We start from the raw sequence: 19,712 nt of genomic DNA on the forward strand, positions 1-19,712 counted from the left end.
GGTGAGTCGCTCATGCGTCCCACCCGGTTCGCTATTCGCAGGTTGAAGCTTCGACCCGCGGAGAGAAGATCAGGCTCCCAGATCTGCGATTGCCGAATCGTAGTCGGGCTCGGTGGTGATCTCATCGACGAGCTGCGTGTACGTCACGGTGCCCTTCTCGTCGAGGACGACGACGGAACGAGCAAGCAGGCCGGCAAGCGGACCATCGACCATGGTCACACCGAAGTCTTTGCCGAACGAGCTGCGGAAACCCGATGCCGTCACGACGTTCTCGATGCCCTCGGCGCCGCAGAAGCGAGCCTGGGCGAACGGGAGGTCGTTGGACACACAGAGAACGGTGGTGTTCTCCAGGCCGGAAGCGAGTTCATTGAACTTGCGCACCGAGGCGGCGCACACACCCGTATCGAGGCTCGGGAAGATGTTGAGCACGACGCGCTTGCCCGAGTAATCCTGTGAGTTCACATCACCGAGGTCGCTGCCGACGAGGCTGAAAGCCGGAGACTGCTCACCCTTGGCTGGCAGTTCGCCGACGGTCTTGACCGGAGATCCCTGAAATGCTGTGTTGGCCATGCTTGACTCTCTCCTTCTTCAGAGCTGACTGCTGACTCTCTCACTCTACGTGAGTCCGCGCGCAGAGAAACCCGGTGAACGTGGAATGGTCATTCGACCAACCTTCAGATCACTGAGTCCCACGGGTTGCTGCCGACGACTCAACGGCGACGGCGGCGTGAGAAGACGACCAGTGCCGTTCCGAGCGCAATGATCGCGGCAGCGATGCCGATGCTTGTGGCAACCTCGAGACCCGTCCGCGGGAGGTCGACTCCGCCGCCTGCCCCGGCTGCCGAGTAGTCGGCGTCACCGCCGTCAGCTTCGCCGTCCGATTCACCACTGTCTGAGGCGCCGTTCGTCGAAGCTTCGTCCTCAGCTGTTGCCTCGCCGGATTTGTCCTCTCCGTCAGAGTCTCCGGCACTCCCGGAGGCCGCCGCATCGGAGGTTCCGCCGGCATCGGACTCATCGCCGTCAGAACCGTTCGAATCTGCCTCGGCAGTTGCTTCGCCGGAGTTGTCGGCATCCTCGTTGTCATTGGAACCGTGGTCTCCGCCGGGTGCTCGGCTGCTGGTGACGACCTGCCAGTTCTGGTCGAAGAAGTCGGCGGGGTCGACGATCTGCTTCTCCTCGGCCCAGTCGATGAGGGCCTGGCGGACTTCGACCTGTTCGTTGTAGACCTCTTTGAGTCCGTCGACCGGGTAGCCGCCTCCCCCGGACTGGCGGTAGTTGTTGATGGCGAGGAGGAAGCGGTCATCGTCTCCGATTTTCCTGCCGTCGGCCTGTTTGAGGTTTTCGATCCTCTCTCCGGACGGTTTGGAGACATTGATGTCGTAGTCGATTCCGGCCAGAGCGTCATAATTGTAGTCCGGGATCGGCGCTTCGGAGACCTCGTCGGTCGCGTTGGTCCCGTCGACCGGGTCGAATTCGGCGCCCTCTTCGGTCTGCTTGAAATAGCGTGCTGAGTATTCGAGGTAGTCGCGCAGTTGGGCGCCGTTGATCTCGACTCCGGCCAGAGTGTTGTCATAGACATAGAGTCCGGCCACGTCGCGGATCGTGATGTCGCCGGCAGGGAACTCTGCAGTGCGGCTGAAGGGTGATGCCTGCGAGATCACGGCAAGGTCTTCATAGTCAGTTCCCTTCAAGCTCTCTTCCACCGTCTCGGTCTGGACGTGAGAGATGAAGTCGAGGATCGCAGTGTCTTCGTAATAGGAGGTCTTTGCCGACATCGTTTCAGTCACCGAGCCGATCTTCGTGTTCACGTAGTCGATCGTGGTCCGGTGCTGCTCTTCGACGAGGTCCTTGATCTCCTGGTCCTCGGCGACTTTCCCCTGTGTGGCAAGTGCGTCCGCGTGCGGTTCATTCTCGCCCCAGTCGACGTGGTGGGTGTCGAGATTGATCGGCAGTCCCACCTCGGAGACCGAACGCGCCCAGTAGTTCGGTTGGGTGATGAGCACCTGGCTGCCGTCGTCGCGGTTGACGACTTGACTGGGTTCGTTCTGATGAGTGTGTCCGGCGACCAGGACATCGATTCCGGACACCTTCGCCACCGAGGTGCTGACGTTCTCCTGCAGTTGATCCGGATCCCAGCTCTGTCCCTTCGGGTCCTTGCCCGAATGGGAGAGCACGACGATGACGTCGGCGCCCTTCTGCTTCATCTTCGGGACATACTTCTCAGCAGTCTCGACGGGATCGTCGAAGTGCACCTTTCCGGACAGGTTGTTCTTGTCCCAGATTCGGCTGCCGGGAGTGGTCACGCCCAGGACGCCGACAGTGATCGTCTCACCACCGACCTGTTTGTCGACCATTGTGTACGGGTCCAAATGCGTCTGACCGTCTGCATCGTCGATGACATTGGCTCCAAGCAGCGGGAAGTCGACTTGGTCACTGTAGGTGGCCAGCAGGTCCAGACCGTAGTTGAATTCGTGGTTTCCGACGACCTGAGCGTCGAAGCCCAGGTGGTTGTAGGTCTTGGCCAGCGGGTGCGTTTGGTTGCTGGTCGTGATCGGCTCCTGCTTGGCGAAATAGTAGGCCAAGGGGTTGCCCTGGATGGTGTCGCCGTTGTCGACGAGGAGCACGGACTCTGCACCCTTGTCCTCGCGTACTCCCTTGATAAGCGTCGAGGCTCGGGACATGCCCAGTTCCTCCCCTGCAGGGTAGGGCCTGTTCGCGAAGTAATCCCAGTTGAGGACATTGCCGTGAACGTCGGTCGTTGCCAACAGGGTCAGCTCCCCTGTCTTCGCCACCTGAGGGTCGGCGGGGGCATCGGCACTGCCGAGGCCGGTCGCGGAGGCGGCCGCGGGTCCAGTGATGATGACAGCGAGGGCGAGTGAGGACGAGATCAGGGTGCGCAGACGCATATGTCTCCAGAGAACTGGTCAAAGAGGATGAAAGTGATCCAACTCTCTTACCCTAGTGGGCGCTGACCGTTTTCTGAATGGATCTTGAGAGAAATTTGGACAAACTCTGTTGCGCTTATGCGCTGGCGGAGTCGGTCCCATCGTTCTGTTCCTTCGACGACGCAAATTTCGCCTCGACGACGATGAGGATGACAACGACGGCCGCGCCGAGGCACGCGAGCAGGATCGGACCGACCACCGGGTCGATGGGAGCTAACAGACCACCCGCTCCGTGCTCTTCACCGTCGGCACCCACCTCTGCAGATGACTGCCACGGCCAGAGCGCGCGGAGGGAACCGAACATCAGTCCTGCCATGACGATGAGGGTCCACCACCGGTGGTTGTGCAGGAAGTATTTGAGGATGTTGACGAAGACCGCCAGGCCGAGGATCGCGCCGAGCATGAAGATTGCGAGGTACCCGAAATCGCGTGAGTCGACGGCCCGAAGCGTGGTCGAGTACATGCCCACTGCCAGCAGGAAGAACGATCCGGACACTCCGGGAACGACGAGTGCGCAGATGGCGATCGAGGCGACGAAGAAGACGGCAATGAGCGGTGGATTCTCCACGTCTGCCCCACCTGCCAGACTCGTCATCCAGAACGCGAGAGCGGCGGCGACGATGAAGGCCAGAACGCCGAGGAGCACGGGCTGTCGTAAGGAACGGGCCGGCAGCATCCTCAACGGCACCGCGATGCTGGCGGCGACAAGACCGAAGAACAGACCCCGGGAGAGTTCGGGGCTGCTGGTGACGAAGCCCTCCATGACACCGGCGATGGTGAAGACGGCCGCAGCCATGCCCAACAGAACAGGGATGATGAGGAACCAGTCGGTGCGTCGCAGTTCGGACAGTGCTCCCACGACACGGTTCGGTCCGGTCACTACAGTCTTCACCGCCGAAACGACGTGGGCTGCGGAGTCGATGAGCTGGTCGTAGACTCCTGTGACCAAGGCGATGGTCCCGCCGGAGACCCCGGGGACGAGTTCGGCGCTGCCGATTAGGAATCCGCGGATAAGGTCGAGAGGGAGGAGGGCTTTGGATCGCTTCGGTACGGTGTCGGTACCGGTCGCAGGGGTGTTCGTCATGCCTTCCAGCCTATTTGATCGACCTGGGACCGCGGTTTTACGACTCAGTCGCCGATCTCACCATCGATGTCTTCGCGGAGGATGTCGGCATGGCCCGCGTGCCGCGCGTACTCTTCAATGAGGTGGATGAGGATCCACCGGACATTGAATTTCACTCCGTCGCTGTCTCCGCGTGCGGTGAAGCTGTCCAGGTCGGCCACCTCGGCGAGGATTTCACGGGACTTCTGACAGGCCTGCTCGTGGTCAGCCAGGAGCTCGTCCGCGGTCATCCCTGACGCGGACTCGAAGTCCCAATCGCGATCGCTGTTCCAGTCGACGCTCGACCACGGCTCACCCAGTTCTCTGCCCTGTAACACTTCGACGAACCAGCTCTCCTCGACGAGAGTGAGATGGCGGAGGATGCCGCCGATCGTCAGAGACGATGAGGCCACGGTGTGGTTGAGCTGCTCTGGCGTCAGCCCGTCGACCTTGCGTCTGACCACCTGTCGGAAGTACTCGACGAATTCTTCGAGCCCGCGACGTTCATTCGGGGCATTGCTCGGATCGGTCAATGGCAGGGTCATGCTGAGCCTCGCTGATCATACAGACGGCCTGATGGTCGAACCAGGCGTGTGAGGCTCAGTCTAGTTTTCGCCGACCGATGTCGAAGAGATTTCCTTCGGGATCTTTCAGAGTCGTCCATTCGATCCCATATTCGTCGAAGGATGCGAGCTTATGTGCGCCCAAGGAGACCGCGCGGTCGACGTCCGCCGGATAGTGCGGATCGTCGAGGTCGATGTGCAGCGGGTTCTTTCCCTCTGCCCTTTCGTCGACTTTGAGGAAGAGCATTCCCGGGGTCGGCGATTTGGTGTTGTGGACTCCCCCAATGCTCGCAACGAACTCGTTTGCGCCGGGATCGATGTCGGCACCGAGGAGGTCTGCCCAGAAGATCGATTGTACTTCCACATCGAGGCAGTCGAAGGTGATGCTCAAAGATGCCAGCGATACCATGAGCGCGGTCCTTTCGCAGTCGGATAGGTGTTGACCCGACTGTAGAGGACCCCACCGACATGACAAGTCGAATGCGTCATCGTCGGTTATCCGCCGTCATCGTTACGTCAACCGCGGGGCTGGCGCGCCAACTGCCGCGACTGAGCGACGAGGCGACCGGCCGAGTCCCACAGTTCGCAGTCCTCTTCGAACATTCCGCCGGCGATGTTCCGAGTCGACAGTCGCGCGCTGATCCAGCCGGGAGCGGGCAGGGCGCGGACGTGTGCGGTCAATTCCATCGTCGGCGCCCAGTTGAAGCGACCGAGGTCGAACATCACCGGCGGAAACGAGTCGAGGAAAGTCAGCAATGACAGCGGGTCCGGGTCGGTCCCGTCGATGAACCGAATCCAACCTTGCAGCACTCCTCGACCACTGGGTTTGCCGACCGCGAATCCTGCGGTGGCCGGGTCGAGGCGCATATCGAACCGTTCGATGAGCGGTGCCGCCTTCTTGAAGTCCTCGCTGGCTTCGGCGACGCCGACGCATTCTTCCGGTGGGGGCAGCTGGGGCGGGGTGGCTATCGTGCCGACATCGTCAGGAAGCTCGCCGAGGCTGCCCATCGTAGCCATCGCAGAGATCGTCGGCGCCCCGTCCTGAAAGAGTTCGATGCCGTAGCTTGACGTTGATCGACCTTCACGCAGCGTGCGTGTCGTGATGTCGACCGAACCTTCTCTGCTCGGTCCGAGGTAGAAGGTGGAGATGACGAGGGGGTCCGGAGTGCTCGGGTTGACGGCCCGCAGGGCTTGTCCAGCGACTCCGAGGAGGTAGCCTCCGTTGACGGCTCCGGCGACTTTCCAGCCGGCGCCGAGTTCGGCGGTGAAGCTGTGGTCGCCTTGACGGGTGACTGCGGTGGCCTGTGAGAACTCACTGACTGTCGATTGACTCATATCACATACAGTACCAATGACTGAACGAACGTCCAGCCAGATTCAGTGCCGCCCGGACTGTCGTTCGTTGCCGTGGCGGTAGTTTCCTGTCGCCCGTGCCAACAGCTGCTGGTCGGCATCGTCATCTCGGCCGAGTTTGGGGATGAGCGCGGCAGCTCTCTTTCCGCCGATCTCCATGACGGTGCGGCCGCCTCGGCGAATGAGGAGGATGCCGGATTTGGTGACCTGGTACTCGAATGGATCATCTTCAAGGCTCATGTCTGGACTCCTGTTGCTTAAGCTTTCATCAATACGAAAAGTGCCCCTGGTCGTCAGACCAGGGGCACTATCTCTCAGTCAGTCAACGAGTGACTCTCCGAGTCTGTTTCAGTTGTTCTTCTTGCGACGCATGGTCAGAACAACAGCGGCTCCACCGACGAGGAGCAGTCCGGCTCCGGCAGCCAGGCCGGTCAGCTCGGCACCGGTACGAGGCAGATCAGATCCGCCCCCGTCACCGTTACCATCATCGTTGCCGTTGTCGTCACCATCGTTGCCGCCGCCGTTGCCGTCTTCATCGGCAACAACCTGGAAGGAGCCGGTGAGGGCTTCTTCGTCTTCAGTGTCATTGGCGCCGGTGACCTCGAGGTCGTACTTACCGAGGTAAGCCTCGGGGTTCGAGGCGCTGGTGCCGTAGATCGAGAATCCGACGACTCCGTCAGCATTGGCGGTCTCTTCGAGGGTGATTCCCTCGACGTTCTCAGGACCGGCAACAACTTCGAGGGAGACCTTCTCGCCCTCGTCGAAGCCTTCAGCGGTGATCTGAACGCCCTTGTCTTCCTTCACGAAGTCCGAAGCAGCGATCTCCTTCGGTTCGATGGTCAGCTTGCGCTCGGCCGGGGCTTCTTCAGCCTCGACGGTCACGACGAACTGGGTCGCATCGGAGGTCTGTCCGTTGACAGTGGCAACGGCAGTGTAGTTGTAATCGCCGGCTTCGGCCGGAGCCTCAGCGGAGAAGTTACCGTCAGCATCCGTCTTGACAGTCACGGTGCCTTCAGCCGGAGCAGCCTGAGCCGAACCAGCGTTCGCGCCGGCAGTCTTCCAGGTCAGCTTCACTTCAGCGTTCGGAGCAGCCTTGCCGGTGATCTTTCCACCTGCAGCGACGGACTGGTCTCCGACCTTGGGAGCTTCAGGCTTCTCGTCACCATCGGCGTCGGAGTCGGCCTCGTCATCCTTGCCGTCGGCGGCTGCGGAAGCGTCTGCCTCTGCTCCGTCTGCATCAGCCGAGGCTTCTGCGTCGTCGCCTTCTGCAGCGGACGAAGCGTCGGCTTCCTTGGCGTCAGCGTCAGCGCTATCGGAAGCGTTTGCGTCGTCGCCCTCGGCGGCAGCGTTGGCGTCGGCGTCCTCACCGTCCGCGGCGGCGGAAGCATCTGCATCCGTGCCGTCGGCAGCAGCCGAAGCGTCAGCTTCTGCCTCATCGTCGCCCGGAGGCTCTTCATTCGGGTCGTCGAACGAAATCGACGCTCCGGACTGCTCCAGCGAGTAGTCCAGGTCAGCGACCCAGCCCCACATAAAGGTTTCTCCGCCAACGGTCACCGGGTCGGGAATTCCACCAGAGATCACTCCGACGGCCTTATCTCCCTGGAACACACCGCCGCCTGAATCGCCGGGCATCGAGAAGTCTCCACCGACCGGCGAAGTCACTCCAAACCCATGTACCCAACGATCCCCGACCATCTGGAAGTCGAACGGCCACAGCTCGCCTGCCGCGACCTCACCTGTTGTCAGGCCTGTCGTGCGGCCCGACTTCTGGATTTCTCCTGGCGAATGTTCACCGACAGAGTTGATATCGATGGTGGAACCGGAAAGATCATCCGTCTTTGCGGTCGTCCAATCGGTAACTTCAGGCTTTACGTTGTACTTCGAGTCATCAAGATTGATCACTGCAAAGTCGATGTCATCGTCGGCTGCCTCGTCAGGGTTCTCCGGATCGGTCACCGGCCCCCCAAACTTGTTGTAGCCCCACGCGCCGAGCGGACCGATTCCCTGCGGGTCGTAGCCGCCGCTCTCGTGATCGCCTGTGACCGCCGGAGCCGTCGAAGGCAGTTCAGCGTCCTTCAACTTCACCAGCTCACCCGGTCCAGTGTCTTCAGCGCAATGACCCGCAGTCAAGACAATCGGCTTTCCGGCCGCATCCCATCCAGAGAATCCGGTCGAGCAAGCGCCCACATACCCTGGCTGGCTCGGAATGTCCGAAATGTACCCCATGCCGCCCACTGCGTCGTTCTTGGCGTAGGGCTCAGCCTTCTTCAGGCCAGTGATGACTTCGACCTTATCGGCTCCGTACTTCTTCTTCAGTTCCTGAATCTGGGCCGAGCCGGCGTCGGCCTCATTCTCAACCCCGAGGTGCAGGGTCTTCGTCTTTTCATCGAATCCGAACGCGTTAACGGTGCTGACCTGCTTGGCAGCGGTGACCGCCTGCTGTTCTGTCATGACCGGGGTATCCGCAACAGCGGGACCAGCGATAAATGCTCCGCCGAGCCCCAGTGCCGCAGCCGCCGCCATGGCCAGCGAACTCTGCACGAGTTTCTTCTGCATAAGTTGTTGTCTCTCTGTTCTGAGGGATCAATGTCACAAGTTGATGACCTAAGTCACGATAAGATTACGGGCCGTACTCAGGGACTACCAAAAAAGTAGGTTCAAAACTGTGAACTTAATGAACGAAACAGCAGGAGACGTACAAAGCGCCTTGCGTCTAACCGACAGCGCACGACGGCCACGAATAGACGATGCCCCCGGTCAGAAGACCGGGGGCATCGTCAGTGAGCATTCAACCGACCATCAGACAGTCGGCATCACTGCACTCAATTGCTGTTCTTGCGACGCATGGTCAGAACGACCGCGGTTCCACCCACGAGGAGCAGTCCGGCTCCGGCAGCGAGGCCGGTCAGCTCGGCACCGGTGCGAGGCAGGTCAGAACCGCCGTCACCGTTTCCGTCACCGGATCCGCCGTCAGCGTTGCCGTCGTCGCCGCCGGATCCGCCACCGGATCCGTCTTCGTCAGCGACAACCTCGAACGAACCGGTCAGCGCCGACTCGTCCTCGGTGTCGTTGGCGCCGGTGACCTCGACGTCGTACTTACCGAGGTAGGCCTCGGGGTTTTCAGCGCTGGTGCCGTAGATCGAGAAGGCGGCGGCACCGTTCTCGTTCGCGGTCTCATCCAGCTCGATGCCTTCGACACCTTCGGGACCGTTGGCGACCTCGAGGGTCACCTTCTCACCCTCGTCGAAGCCCTTGACCGTGATCGTCACGCCCTTGTCTTCCTTCACGAAGTCAGAGGCAGCGATCTCCTTGGGGTCAACGCTGATCTCACGCTCGACGGGAGCAGGGGTCTCGGACTCGTCCTTCTCAACGGTCACGTCGAATTCGGTCGTCTTGGATTCCTGTCCATCGACGATAGCAGTTGCGGTGTAGGCATACTTGCCTTCCGCTTCCGGACCTTCAAGGCTGAAGTTTCCGTCCTCGTCGGCCTTGACGGTCTCCGAGCCTTCCGTGGCCGCCTGCGCGTCAGCCGAGGATCCTGCCTGGGCACCAGCAGCCTGCTTCCAGTCGACCTTCACTTCAGCACCTGCGGCGGCCTTGCCCTTGACCTGCCCCTTGGGCTCGATGGTCTGGTCTTCGGCCTTCGGCGCGGCGGGAGCCTCGGGGGTCTCCTCACCCGGCTTCTCAAGGTTGAAGTCCGTTCCGGACTGCTCGAGCGAATGGTCCAGGTCGGCGACCCAGGTGAACGAGGTGTTCGCATCGAGGTCGCCGCCACCGGAGATGACGCCCACAGCGGTGCTGCCCTGGTAGACGCCTCCACCGGAGTCGCCCGGCTGCGAGAAGGGCTTGTCGATCGGAGCGGTCACGCCGAAGCCATGGACCCAACGGCCGCCGACGTTCTGGTAGTCGAAGTCGTATTCCGACCGCGGCAGAACTTCGCCCTCGGTCTTACCCGTGGTCCGACCCGACTTGCTGATTGCACCTGCCTTGTGCTCTCCGACCTCGGTAATCTCCGTGGTCGACTTGGCAAGATCGTCCGAGTCGGCGGTGGTCCAGTCGGTGATGCCGTTCTTGACGTTGTACTTCGACTCGTCGACGTTGATGACGGCGAAGTCGATGTCCGATGCGCTCGGGGCCGGCCACTTGTCCGACTCGGCACCTTCGAGAAGGTCGCCGCCGAACTTGTGGAAGCCCCACTTGCCGATGACGCCGTTGCCGGAGGCCTGGAAGCCTTCTCCGCCGTTGGCCTGAGAGATCGAGGGCTTTTCCGTCTGATCGACGATGGTGTCGCCTTCGAACTCGTTGGTCTGCTCGTTGATGATCTTCGAGCAGTGTCCGGCGGTGAGGACGACGGGCTTGCCGTCTCCGTCCCAGCCGGAGAAACCGGTCGAGCAAGCTCCGCCGCTCTCGCCGGCCTTGACGAGGTAGCCTGCACCGCCGACGAGGTCATTCTTTGCGTAGGGCTTCAGTTCCTTGATGCCCTCGGTGACCTTGATGTTCTGGTACTTCTCTTCGAGCTTCTTGATCTCGTCGGTCTTCTTGGCAACACCGATGCTCAGCTCGCCGCCCTCGGTGCCGTAGGCGTTGACGCCTTCGACGCCGGACAGTGCCTTCTGAACGTGAGCTTCACTCTGGAGGTCCAGCTTCTGCGGAGCGTTGTCAGCCATCGCCGGCGAGGCAACGAGCGCGCCGCTCAGGCCCAGCGCGGCTGCGGCGCTGATGGCCAGCGAACTCTGCACGAGTTTCTTCTGCATAAGGTTGTTTCCCTTGATCGTTGTCGATGCTTCGATTGCCCGACCCCTTCAATCGGCTTCGCCATAGTCGACCGGCGCGCGTTTCAGGTGTCAGATTTCCAACCGTATGAAAGGTTACGGTTTGATCACGACGCATTGCAAGAACTATCAGAGTGGCAGGTGAACACAACTTACAGAAGTCGGGACCCACCAGCCGTCCTGTGTTCTTCCAGGGGCCTCGAAAGCGGTGCCGTTATGATCAGGGGCATGCCGAACCACACACCGCTTCGCACCCTAGCCGTCTCCAGACCTGCTTCAAGGCTCGCGCTCGGGCTCGCCGCCCTTGCTCTCACACTGCCGTTGGCGGCCTGTGACACCGGCGTCGATCCACGAAACCCCAGTTCCCCCTCCCCTGCCGAATCCAGCGAAACCGCGTCTCCCAGCGAAGACGCGTCCAAGCCGGACCCCACCGGGAAATGGTCCTCACCGGAGAAGGGCGAACCGTTCCTCGAATTCGCTGACGACGGGTCGCTCAAAGGCTCGGACGGCTGCAACGCGATCGTCACAAGTTGGAAGGTCAAAGGCGACGAGATCGCCATCGATTCGTTCATGTCGACTCAGAAGGCCTGTGCCGGTGTCGACACTTGGCTGAGCAAAGCCGCAACGGCCACGGTCGAAGGCGATGTCATGAAGGTCAAGGACAGCAACGGCAAAGTCATCGGCGGACTGGAGAAGGAAGACAAATGACACAGGAACTCATCGGCCGCTGGACGGCTGAGACGAACGAGCGGGCCTTCCTCGAGTTCTCCGAGGATGGCTCACTTCGCGGCAGCGATGGCGCCAACAACCTCGTGACCTCGTGGTCGGCTGAGCCCGAGGGCCTCATGGTCAAAACATCGCTCATGACGCTCAAGGCCGCTCCCGGAATGCTCACCTGGGTTCCCAAAGCCCGGCGAGTCGAACCCGACGGTGACCGTCTGCGGCTCTTCGATGCGGCTGAGAACCACCTCGGCGATCTTCACCGTCAGCCGCCTGGCACCACACACAAGCTCGGCGGTCGCTGAATGGCCGGGGGTCTGATCGCGCTCCTCGACGACGTTGCCGCTCTCGTCAAACTCTCGGCCGCGAGCCTCGACGACGTCGCCGCGGGTGCGTCGCGGGCAGGTGCCAAAGCTGCCGGTGTCGTCGTCGATGATGCGGCGGTGACGCCGAAGTTCGTCGAAGGGGTGAACCCGAAGCGCGAGCTCCCGATCATCCAGCGCATCGCTTTGGGGTCGCTGTTCAACAAGCTCGTCATCATCCTCCCGGTCATTCTGCTGCTCAGCCAGTTTCTGCCCTGGCTCCTCACCCCGCTGCTCATGATCGGCGGCACCTACCTCTGCTTTGAGGGGGCAGAGAAGGTCTTCGAAAGATTCGGGTGGATTGCCCACCACGAAAAGGAGACCCCGGCTGCCGAGCAGTCGACCGATGGTGCGGCCGCAGAGAAGAAAGTCGTGCGTTCGGCCATCACCACCGACTTCGTCCTCAGCTGCGAGATCATGGTCATCGCCCTCAACGAGGTGGCCGGCGAGTCCCTGACCAGTCGTGCCGTCATTCTCGCCGTCGTCGGCGTGGCGATCACCGTAGGCGTCTACGGTGTCGTCGCGCTCATCGTGAAGATGGACGACATCGGTCTGCATATGGCGAAGAAGGAGTCCGCCGGGCAGCAGAAGTTCGGTCGGTTCCTCGTCGGGGCCATGCCGAAGCTGCTCGCGCTGCTCTCCGTCGTCGGCACCTTCGCCATGCTGTGGGTCGGCGGCCACATCATCCTCGTCGGCACCGATGAGCTCGGCTTCCACGCCCTCTACGGCTTCGTCCACCACCTCGAAGAGCCCGTCGCCGCGATCGCAACCGTCGGCGGCTTCCTGGGCTGGCTGGTCAATACGTTCTTCTCCCTCATCCTCGGTGCGATCTGGGGAGGAATCGTCGTCGGCATCGTCTTCGGGATCAAAGCACTCGTGAAGAAGGACGACACAAAGGACACCGCTGCCGCATAAGCTGTGGCAACGTCCATCATCACCTGAGAACTCTCTCGGCGAAATGGGGCAGCCGTCTGGTCCTTCCCCATCTGCGAAGCTCGGGCGTCAGCGGTGGGCGAAGGTCTTCTTCGGTGCTCCTGCTACGATCATCGGAGCACCTGTGACAGGATCGTCGATGACCGTGCAGTCGATGCCGAAGACTTCGTTGACGAGTTCTGCTGTGATGATCGCCTCCGGCGGCCCCTGAGCGACGATGGCACCCGCCTTCATTGCGATGATCTCGTCGGCGTACCGACACGCTTGGTTGAGGTCGTGGAGTACAGCGACCAGCGTGTGCCCGTACTCGTGGTTGAGCTGTGAGAACAAGTCGAGCAGCTCGATCTGGTAGGCGACGTCGAGGAAGGTGGTCGGTTCGTCGAGCAGCAGGAGCGAGGTCTCCTGGGCGAGCACCATGGCCACCCAGACGCGTTGACGCTGGCCTCCGGAGAGTTCGTCGACGAGTCGTGAGGACAGCTCTTCGGTGTTCGTCGCCCGCAGCGCCGACAGCACCGCGGCTTCATCGGCGTCGGTCCATTGTCGCAGAAATGACTGGTGCGGATGGCGGCCGCGGGAAACGAGTTCGGCGACAGTGATCCCGTCCGGGGCGATCGACGACTGCGGGAGCAGACCCAGCCGTTGAGCGATCTTCTTCGTCTTCATCTTCTCGATTTTGTTCCCATCGAGCAGCACTTTGCCCTTCGTCGGCGGCAGCAGGCGCGCAAGTGCGCGCAGCAGGGTCGACTTGCCGCAGGCGTTCGGCCCGACGATGATGGAGAACTTTCCGTCGGGAATGCTCACATCGAGGTCGCTGACGATCTGGCGCTGGTCGTAGGCCAGATCGAGGTTTTCGGCGATCAGCGGCGAGGCTGCTGCGCCGGCCGCGTTGGGAATGCTCATGATGCCTTTCGAGCTTCTTGGATGAGGAGCCAGATGAGGTAGATGCCGCCGATGCTCACGGTGATCACGCCGACGGGCAGTTGGATGTCGCCGAACGCATGCTGGGCGATGAGATCGGCGGCGACAAGGAGCAGTGCTCCGACAGCAGCGGAAGTCAGCAGACTGGTGCCCTGCGCCCGCGCGATCCGTCGTCCGATCTGCGGAGCTGCCAGGGCGACGAAGGCGATCGGCCCCGCGGCGGCCGTGACCACGGCGACGAGGGCGACGGCGATGACGATGAGCACGGCGCGGATGGGCTCGTTGCGTACGCCCAGCGCCTTGGCCGTGTCATCGCCGAGTTCCAGAGTTCCGAGATCCCTGGAGTAGAGTCCGCAGGCAAGTGCGAGGACGATCGTGGCCACGGCCGCCGGAGTGATCGTCGACCAGCCCATTCCGTTGAGGGTACCGGCGCCCCACGTGGCAGCGGCCATCGCGAGCTCGAGATCGGCGCGCATGATCAGCCAGGTGTTGAAGGCATTGAGCATGGCGGTCAGCGCGATTCCGACGATGATGAGCCGGAACCCCTGCACCCCGCCCTTCCAGGTCAGCAGGTAGACGACCACGGCGGTGAGGAGTCCGCCGATGATCGCGCCAGCCGCGGTGGAGACGAAACTCGTGCCGAAGACGATGATCGTGACGATTCCGCCGGTGTAGGCGCCTGTGGAGAAGCCGATGATGTCCGGGGAGCCGAGAGGATTGCGTGTCAGCGATTGGAACACGGCTCCCGAGACTCCGAGCCCGGCGCCGAGGACGATTCCGGCGATGATGCGTGGTGCCCGCCACTCGCCGACCACGGTGTTGACGATGCGCTTCTCTGCAGCCCCGAAGAGGCCTTGGAAGACTTCGCCCGGAGTCAGCGAGAATTTGCCGAGCATGAGACCGGCGAAACCACAGGCCAGCGCCAGAAGGGTGATGACTCCGGCGGTGATGACGACCCTCATGTCGATGCGGAACCCGAAGACGCGCAGCATCGGCCGACCGAAGTCGACCTTCTCCCCCGGAAGGGCATGCGGGTGCGCGGTGAGACTGCGGTCGGGGACCGCGAGGTTGGTGGATTTCACAGTCCGCTCGCCTTCTTCCGTCGCACAAGGGCAATGAGCACCGGAGCCCCGACGAACGCTGTGACGACTCCGACCTGTAGTTCTCCGGGTTTCATCACGACTCTGCCGATGACGTCCGAGGCGAGGAGCAGAATGGGTGACAGGATGAGTGAGTAGCCGAGGATCCAACGCTGGTCTGGACCGACGATCCATCGTGCGATATGCGGAATCATCAGACCGATGAATCCGATCGGACCGGCCGCAGCCGTGGCCGCTCCGGCCAGGAGGGTCACGGCGAGGATGGAGAGCACCCTGGTGCGGTTGACCGAGGTGCCGAGGCTGGCGGCCAGGTCGTCACCGAGGGCCACGGCGTTGAGTGAGTGGGACAGTGCCAATGCGAGCACCGTGCCGATGACCATGAACGGCAGGATCGCAGTGATCGTATCGAAATCACGGCCGGCGATCGCGCCGACGTCCCAGGACCGGAATGCGTCGAAAGCACGTTCGTTGGTCAGCAGGATCGCTTTGGTCAGTCCGGTGAGCACTGCGGCAACGGCGACTCCGGCCAGGGTCAGTCGGATCGGATCGACGCTGCGGCTGCGACCCGCGGACCCGATGACATAGACCCCTACGGTGGCGACGAGGGCACCACCGAAGGCGAACCAGATGTAACCGGTGATCGAGGAGATCCCGAAGACCGCGACCCCGATCGCAATCGCCAGTGACGCTCCGGCATTGACGCCGAGGATGCCCGGATCGGCCAGCGGATTGCGGGTCAGGGCCTGGATGAGCCCGCCTGCCAGCCCCAACCCCATGCCGACGAGGATGCCGAGCACGGTCCGCGGCAGGCGCAGTTCGAGGACGACGAGCTGATCGTCGCTGCCGCTGGGCGCGAAGATGGCGCCCAGGACTTCCGAGATAGGCATATCCCTGGCACCGATCGCCAGAGAGGCCGCGATCACGACGATGAGCGTAATGATCGCCGTGAGGAGTCCCAGCGCCCTTCGGGTCCGCAGGATCCCACCTGTCGGATGACTGGCATCGGTATGCGGTTTCGCCTCGGCAGAGGTGGCGGAACCGGTCATCGAAGTGGTCCTTTGAATGAAGTGGCGGTCAGGTGACTAAGGGCAGGCTAACCACACTGTAACTCACCGGACCACCTCAGCCAAGCGAGAGAGCTCTCACTCGGCTGTGATCTTGCCGATCCTCTCGGACACCTGGCGCTGGATCCGCGAGAGCATTCCGCTCATTCCGCGCAGTCGCAGGGGGCTGACAATCTCCGACATCGACAGCCTGAGGGGCAGATCGGCCGGAACGGACAGAATCGCCTCGGCGCTGGCTCCGTCGAGCCCTTCGTGCAGGATCCCGGCGAATCCACGCGTCGTCGGTGCCTCCGGGGGCGCGGAGAAGTGCAGACGCACCTTCGCCTGCTCCCCCGCCTCGGGGTCGGCTACCTCGGTGACGAGGAAGATCGGCGACTGGCACTCGGGAACGGGTTCGAGCAGCTCGGGGTGATCCGTGTACTTCTCCGGCAAGTCGGGCAGTTCCGTCGCGAACTCCAACAGCACCTGGAGGCGGTCGTCGGCCGGAGTTTCGGCGAAATCGGTGACGATCTCCGCCAGAGCCTCCGTCAGGTCATCGGTCTTGGGCGTCGTCTCGGACATCAGCGCCCGCGCACCTCTCCGGGCTCGGCTCCGGTGACGATCGGCACGCCGACGACGTTGCCCCATTCGGTCCAGGAGCCGTCGTAGTTGCGCACGTTGCCGTATCCGAGCAGATGCTTGAGGACGAACCAGGTATGGCTGGAACGTTCGCCGATCCGACAGTAGGCGATGACCTCATCGCTGGCGCCCAGTCCCGCCTGCTCGGTGTAGAGCTCCTTGAGTTCGGCGGCTGACTTGAAGGTGCCGTCTTCGTTGGCGGCCTTGCCCCAGGGCATCGACTTCGCGCCGGGAATATGGCCGCCGCGCAGCGCCCCTTCCTCCGGGTAGGCGGGCATATGAGTGCGTTCGCCGGAGTATTCCTCCGGGCTGCGCACATCGATGAGCGGCACATCGCCGAGGCTGTTGCGAACTTCGGGCAGGAAAGCGCGGATGACCGAATCGTCGCGTTCGACGACGGGGTACTCGGTGGGTTCGGGCTTCGGCTTCTCGGTGGTCAGCTCGCGGCCTTCGTCCTGCCACTTCGCGCGACCGCCGTCCATGAGGCGGACGTCCTCGTGGCCGAAGAGGGTGAAGACCCACAGCGCGTAGGCGGCCCACCAGTTCGACTTGTCCCCGTAGATGACGATGGTGTCCTCGCGGGAAATGCCCTTGGCGGACATGAGCGCAGCGAATCCCTCGCCGTCGACGTAGTCGCGGGTGACGGGATCGTTGAGTTCAGTGTGCCAATCGACCTTGACCGCTCCGGGAATGTGCCCGGTTTCGTAGAGCAGCACGTCTTCATCGCTTTCGACGATGACGAGTCCGGGATCGCCGGCATGATCAGCCACCCAGTCGGTGCTGACCAGTCGGGTTCCGTCCGCGTATTCGGCGAACTTCTCTGCAGGATCGGCCGGGATCGAAGTGCTCACGCATTCCTCCTTGAGGGTTTGAGACCAATTGTGCTCGCTGTGGCAACGTCGAGCGCGTTCAGCATATTCCTTTTCAGGGGCGGCTGAGGAATGCCGTCAGTGCTGAGACGAATTCACGCGGCTTCTCGGAATGCACCCAGTGCCCCGCCCCTTTGACAGTGAGGAGTGCAGTGCGCGGGAACAGGCGGCGCATCTGCGGCAGATCGTCACGGTCGACGTAGTCCGATCTCTCACCGGCGACCCAGAGGACGCGATGGTCGAAGACGGCGTCGCCCGTATCCGGGAAGTCTCCGATGACGTCGAGGCTCGCATGCAGCAGCGCGAGGTTGGGCTGCCAGGAATACCCCGCCGAGGTGGGGCGCAGGTTCTGCAGCAGGAATCCCCTGATCGCTGCCTCGGGGATCGGCTCGGTCAGAGCCGCATCGGCCTCTGTGCGCGATTCGATCCGGTCGAGGTCGAGGGCGGCGAGGCTGGAGAGCAGATGCTCGAAGACTCCGGTGGAGCCGCCGGCGTTGGGGCCGATATCCACGACGACGAGACGGTCGACGAGTTCCGGATGGCGCAGGGCGAGCACCATAGCGACCTTCCCACCCAGGGAATGACCGACCAGATGCACGGGTTGGTCGTCGGAGTCGACCGCCTCGGCGATATGGGCCGCAACGGCATCGGCGAGGTAGACGTAGTCGAAAGTCTCGGTCCATTCGGACTCACCGTGGTTGGGCAGGTCGACCAGCAGGCTGGAGAATTCGGGCTCGATGTCCTTGGCGATGCGGGTGAAGTTCTTTCCCCGGCCGAACAGTCCGTGCAGGAAGACGACCTGGCGACCGGAATCCCCGATGCGAGTGCTGTTGATGATGGTCACGTCACCAGCCTATCCGGTCGACCTCGCGAACTGACCATCGCACTCGGCGGTTCTCACGCGGGTAGGGTGAGGTCATGCACTTCTCCGAATATGACACTCGACTTGCCGGTTACGCGGTCATCGTCAATGACGACGACGAAATCCTCCTCAGCTGGTTCAACGGAGGGAAGGACCGCCTGCACGCGATCTGGACGCTGCCCGGCGGCGGAATCGAATTCGACGAGAGCATCGAAGCAGGCACGATCCGGGAGATCAAGGAGGAGACCGGATTCGATGCCGAACTGGTCCGTCCCCTGACCACCCATTCCTTCACGGAATCACGTCGCAATCCGGCCTTCGGCGATTCGACCTCTCGCCCTTTCAAGGGAGCCCGCGTCGTCTATGAGGCTCGAATCACCGGCGGCACCTTGGGCACCCTCGAGGTCGACGGGACGACGGACCGAGCGGAATGGCTGCCGATCGGATCCCTGCCGAATGTGCGCCACGCCCGCATCATCGACCTCGGTCTAGATGCATGGCGTGCCGCTGTATGAGTTCTACGTGTGTTCTGCACGGCGGCGCAGTCGCGCACGGTCGCCGGTCACTTCACCTTGTCAGCGATGAGCCCCGGGAGCTCCTCCGCTGTGTACTTCGCCGAGAGGATCGAGTTGAGTGAGAACGCTTTGCGGATGTCGTCATTGTCCTCAGTCAGAACGAGGTCGTGCCCGTCCTTGACAGCCGGGATGCGCTTATAGGCCGCGTCGTCGGTGACTTCGGAGTCCTCGATGTAGATCGGGAATGTCAGGAGCAGGTCGGCGTCGAGCTGATCGAGGTTCTCCTCGGAGACCGGCACGGAGAAGCCCTCGGCCTTCATTCCGGCAATCGTCTCGGACTGCTTGAAGCCGAGCTGCTCCATGACCTGCACGCGACCGGATTCCTCGACATAGGCACCCCATCCCTCGGAGGTCTTCGCCGCCACGGTCACGGACTTGTCCTTGAACTCCGGATGATCTTCGCGGGCATCGGCGTAGGTCTTGTCGAGGTCCTCGAGCAGCTTCTTCCCGTCGTCGGCCTTTCCGAGTGCCTGGGAGACGAGTTCGACCTGCTGGTCCATGGTCGTCAGGTAGTTGTCGCCGCCTTCGGGGACTCCGACCGTCGGCGCGATCTCGGAGAGTCGGTCGTAGCGCTTCTTCTCCCCGGAGCTGTTCGTGTCGAGGATGACGTCGGGTTCCAGGGCGGCGATGGCCTCATAGTCGGGTTCCATCGTCTCGATGATCTCCGGTGCTTCGTCGTAGAGGTCCTCGGCCCATGGGCCGACGCCCTTGCCGCCGAATTCGACCCAGTCTGAGGCACCGACCGGCTGGACTCCGAGGGCCAGTGCGGTCTCGGCATCGCCCCACCCCAGGGCCACGACCTTCTGCGGATCGGCGGGCACCTCGACGGCGCCAAACTTCGTGTCGACGGTGGGGCCCGAAGCTTCTTCGACTGAGCCTCCGCCGCCGCAGCCGGCGAGGACGAGGACAGAGGCGATCACTGGGGCGAGAATACGACGCATGGAATCCTTCTTGAG

General features: G+C 62.5%; 20 protein-coding genes. 4 read left to right on the forward strand and 16 right to left on the reverse strand.

The features are described 5' to 3' along the window. Positions 1-69 precede the first annotated feature (69 nt). The 9 genes from tpx to BLU88_RS13140 form a co-directional block, all read right to left on the reverse strand. Complete coding sequence (tpx, locus tag BLU88_RS13100; RefSeq protein WP_092014707.1) at positions 70-570, reverse strand: thiol peroxidase; 501 nt, start codon at positions 568-570, stop codon at positions 70-72. 140 nt (positions 571-710) lie between these two features. Next, entirely contained in the window at positions 711-2,906 is a 2,196-nt protein-coding gene (locus BLU88_RS13105) for a bifunctional metallophosphatase/5'-nucleotidase (RefSeq protein WP_092014710.1), read from the reverse strand. A gap of 115 nt (positions 2,907-3,021) precedes the next feature. Continuing rightward, the gene (locus BLU88_RS13110) at positions 3,022-4,029 is read right to left on the reverse strand and encodes a DUF368 domain-containing protein (protein WP_092014713.1); all 1,008 of its coding nucleotides are present in this window, start codon (positions 4,027-4,029) and stop codon (positions 3,022-3,024) included. 44 nt (positions 4,030-4,073) lie between these two features. Continuing rightward, complete coding sequence (locus BLU88_RS13115) at positions 4,074-4,592, reverse strand: DinB family protein (RefSeq protein ID WP_092014715.1); 519 nt, start codon at positions 4,590-4,592, stop codon at positions 4,074-4,076. 55 nt (positions 4,593-4,647) lie between these two features. After that, complete coding sequence (locus tag BLU88_RS13120) at positions 4,648-5,019, reverse strand: VOC family protein (RefSeq protein ID WP_092014718.1); 372 nt, start codon at positions 5,017-5,019, stop codon at positions 4,648-4,650. A gap of 107 nt (positions 5,020-5,126) precedes the next feature. After that, complete coding sequence (locus tag BLU88_RS13125; RefSeq protein WP_092014720.1) at positions 5,127-5,945, reverse strand: thioesterase family protein; 819 nt, start codon at positions 5,943-5,945, stop codon at positions 5,127-5,129. Between the two features lie 42 nt (positions 5,946-5,987). After that, positions 5,988-6,203: a hypothetical protein gene (locus BLU88_RS13130; RefSeq protein ID WP_092014723.1), complete on the reverse strand. Its 216-nt coding sequence runs from the start codon at positions 6,201-6,203 to the stop codon at positions 5,988-5,990. A 108-nt stretch (positions 6,204-6,311) separates the two neighbouring features. After that, positions 6,312-8,519 (reverse strand): S1 family peptidase, encoded by a 2,208-nt coding sequence (locus BLU88_RS13135; RefSeq protein ID WP_092014726.1) that lies wholly within the window; start codon positions 8,517-8,519, stop codon positions 6,312-6,314. Positions 8,520-8,785: 266 nt separating this feature from the next. After that, the gene (locus tag BLU88_RS13140) at positions 8,786-10,717 is read right to left on the reverse strand and encodes a S1 family peptidase (protein WP_092014729.1); all 1,932 of its coding nucleotides are present in this window, start codon (positions 10,715-10,717) and stop codon (positions 8,786-8,788) included. Between the two features lie 246 nt (positions 10,718-10,963). Between BLU88_RS13140 and BLU88_RS13145 the strand changes: the two genes are divergently transcribed. From BLU88_RS13145 to BLU88_RS13155, 3 genes are read left to right on the forward strand one after another with little or no spacing between them, the layout of a single operon-like run. Continuing rightward, the gene (locus BLU88_RS13145) at positions 10,964-11,443 is read left to right on the forward strand and encodes an META domain-containing protein (RefSeq protein WP_092014732.1); all 480 of its coding nucleotides are present in this window, start codon (positions 10,964-10,966) and stop codon (positions 11,441-11,443) included. After that, a complete protein-coding gene (locus BLU88_RS13150; RefSeq protein WP_092014736.1) occupies positions 11,440-11,760 on the forward strand; it encodes an META domain-containing protein in 321 nt (106 codons plus the stop codon). Before BLU88_RS13145 ends, BLU88_RS13150 begins: the two co-directional genes overlap by 4 nt. After that, positions 11,761-12,732, forward strand: a complete 972-nt coding sequence (locus BLU88_RS13155; protein ID WP_092014739.1) for a DUF808 domain-containing protein — start codon at positions 11,761-11,763, stop codon at positions 12,730-12,732. An 87-nt stretch (positions 12,733-12,819) separates the two neighbouring features. Here the strand turns inward: BLU88_RS13155 and BLU88_RS13160 are convergent, their stop codons facing one another. From BLU88_RS13160 to BLU88_RS13185, 6 genes are all read right to left on the reverse strand, one after another. Further along, positions 12,820-13,650, reverse strand: a complete 831-nt coding sequence (locus BLU88_RS13160) for an ABC transporter ATP-binding protein (protein ID WP_092014742.1) — start codon at positions 13,648-13,650, stop codon at positions 12,820-12,822. Further along, positions 13,647-14,660, reverse strand: a complete 1,014-nt coding sequence (locus tag BLU88_RS13165) for a FecCD family ABC transporter permease (protein ID WP_092017482.1) — start codon at positions 14,658-14,660, stop codon at positions 13,647-13,649. Before BLU88_RS13165 ends, BLU88_RS13160 begins: the two co-directional genes overlap by 4 nt. 86 nt (positions 14,661-14,746) lie before the next feature. After that, positions 14,747-15,814: an iron chelate uptake ABC transporter family permease subunit gene (locus BLU88_RS13170; RefSeq protein ID WP_092014745.1), complete on the reverse strand. Its 1,068-nt coding sequence runs from the start codon at positions 15,812-15,814 to the stop codon at positions 14,747-14,749. A gap of 96 nt (positions 15,815-15,910) precedes the next feature. Continuing rightward, positions 15,911-16,393 (reverse strand): SufE family protein, encoded by a 483-nt coding sequence (locus BLU88_RS13175; protein WP_092014749.1) that lies wholly within the window; start codon positions 16,391-16,393, stop codon positions 15,911-15,913. Then, positions 16,393-17,301 (reverse strand): sulfurtransferase, encoded by a 909-nt coding sequence (locus BLU88_RS13180; protein WP_092014752.1) that lies wholly within the window; start codon positions 17,299-17,301, stop codon positions 16,393-16,395. Before BLU88_RS13180 ends, BLU88_RS13175 begins: the two co-directional genes overlap by 1 nt. Before the next feature lie 73 nt (positions 17,302-17,374). Continuing rightward, the gene (locus tag BLU88_RS13185; protein ID WP_092014755.1) at positions 17,375-18,163 is read right to left on the reverse strand and encodes an alpha/beta fold hydrolase; all 789 of its coding nucleotides are present in this window, start codon (positions 18,161-18,163) and stop codon (positions 17,375-17,377) included. Positions 18,164-18,237: 74 nt separating this feature from the next. Here BLU88_RS13185 and BLU88_RS13190 point away from each other — a divergent pair, with 74 nt between their 5' ends. Then, complete coding sequence (locus BLU88_RS13190; RefSeq protein ID WP_092014758.1) at positions 18,238-18,696, forward strand: NUDIX hydrolase; 459 nt, start codon at positions 18,238-18,240, stop codon at positions 18,694-18,696. 47 nt (positions 18,697-18,743) lie between these two features. On the opposite strand, the gene BLU88_RS13195 is transcribed toward BLU88_RS13190, so the two are convergent. Beyond that, the gene (locus tag BLU88_RS13195) at positions 18,744-19,697 is read right to left on the reverse strand and encodes an iron-siderophore ABC transporter substrate-binding protein (protein ID WP_092014761.1); all 954 of its coding nucleotides are present in this window, start codon (positions 19,695-19,697) and stop codon (positions 18,744-18,746) included. Positions 19,698-19,712: the final 15 nt, after the last annotated feature.

Source organism: Brevibacterium siliguriense, from assembly GCF_900105315.1.
Taxonomy (GTDB): Bacteria; Actinomycetota; Actinomycetes; order Actinomycetales; family Brevibacteriaceae; genus Brevibacterium; species Brevibacterium siliguriense.

Bases quoted from the DNA above. Each gene is read 5' to 3' on its own strand.
- BLU88_RS13175 (WP_092014749.1), bottom strand. From the start codon at position 16,393: ATGTCCGAGACGACGCCCAAGACCGATGACCTGACGGAGGCTCTGGCG.
- BLU88_RS13150 (WP_092014736.1), top strand. From the start codon at position 11,440: ATGACACAGGAACTCATCGGCCGCTGGACGGCTGAGACGAACGAGCGG.
- BLU88_RS13165 (WP_092017482.1), bottom strand. From the start codon at position 14,660: ATGCTGCGCGTCTTCGGGTTCCGCATCGACATGAGGGTCGTCATCACC.
- BLU88_RS13160 (WP_092014742.1), bottom strand. From the start codon at position 13,650: ATGAGCATTCCCAACGCGGCCGGCGCAGCAGCCTCGCCGCTGATCGCC.
- BLU88_RS13110 (WP_092014713.1), bottom strand. From the start codon at position 4,029: ATGACGAACACCCCTGCGACCGGTACCGACACCGTACCGAAGCGATCC.
- BLU88_RS13105 (WP_092014710.1), bottom strand. From the start codon at position 2,906: ATGCGTCTGCGCACCCTGATCTCGTCCTCACTCGCCCTCGCTGTCATC.
- tpx (WP_092014707.1), bottom strand. From the start codon at position 570: ATGGCCAACACAGCATTTCAGGGATCTCCGGTCAAGACCGTCGGCGAA.
- BLU88_RS13130 (WP_092014723.1), bottom strand. From the start codon at position 6,203: ATGAGCCTTGAAGATGATCCATTCGAGTACCAGGTCACCAAATCCGGC.
- BLU88_RS13155 (WP_092014739.1), top strand. From the start codon at position 11,761: ATGGCCGGGGGTCTGATCGCGCTCCTCGACGACGTTGCCGCTCTCGTC.
- BLU88_RS13190 (WP_092014758.1), top strand. From the start codon at position 18,238: ATGCACTTCTCCGAATATGACACTCGACTTGCCGGTTACGCGGTCATC.
- BLU88_RS13145 (WP_092014732.1), top strand. From the start codon at position 10,964: ATGCCGAACCACACACCGCTTCGCACCCTAGCCGTCTCCAGACCTGCT.
- BLU88_RS13135 (WP_092014726.1), bottom strand. From the start codon at position 8,519: ATGCAGAAGAAACTCGTGCAGAGTTCGCTGGCCATGGCGGCGGCTGCG.
- BLU88_RS13140 (WP_092014729.1), bottom strand. From the start codon at position 10,717: ATGCAGAAGAAACTCGTGCAGAGTTCGCTGGCCATCAGCGCCGCAGCC.
- BLU88_RS13125 (WP_092014720.1), bottom strand. From the start codon at position 5,945: ATGAGTCAATCGACAGTCAGTGAGTTCTCACAGGCCACCGCAGTCACC.
- BLU88_RS13195 (WP_092014761.1), bottom strand. From the start codon at position 19,697: ATGCGTCGTATTCTCGCCCCAGTGATCGCCTCTGTCCTCGTCCTCGCC.
- BLU88_RS13115 (WP_092014715.1), bottom strand. From the start codon at position 4,592: ATGACCCTGCCATTGACCGATCCGAGCAATGCCCCGAATGAACGTCGC.
- BLU88_RS13170 (WP_092014745.1), bottom strand. From the start codon at position 15,814: ATGACCGGTTCCGCCACCTCTGCCGAGGCGAAACCGCATACCGATGCC.
- BLU88_RS13120 (WP_092014718.1), bottom strand. From the start codon at position 5,019: ATGGTATCGCTGGCATCTTTGAGCATCACCTTCGACTGCCTCGATGTG.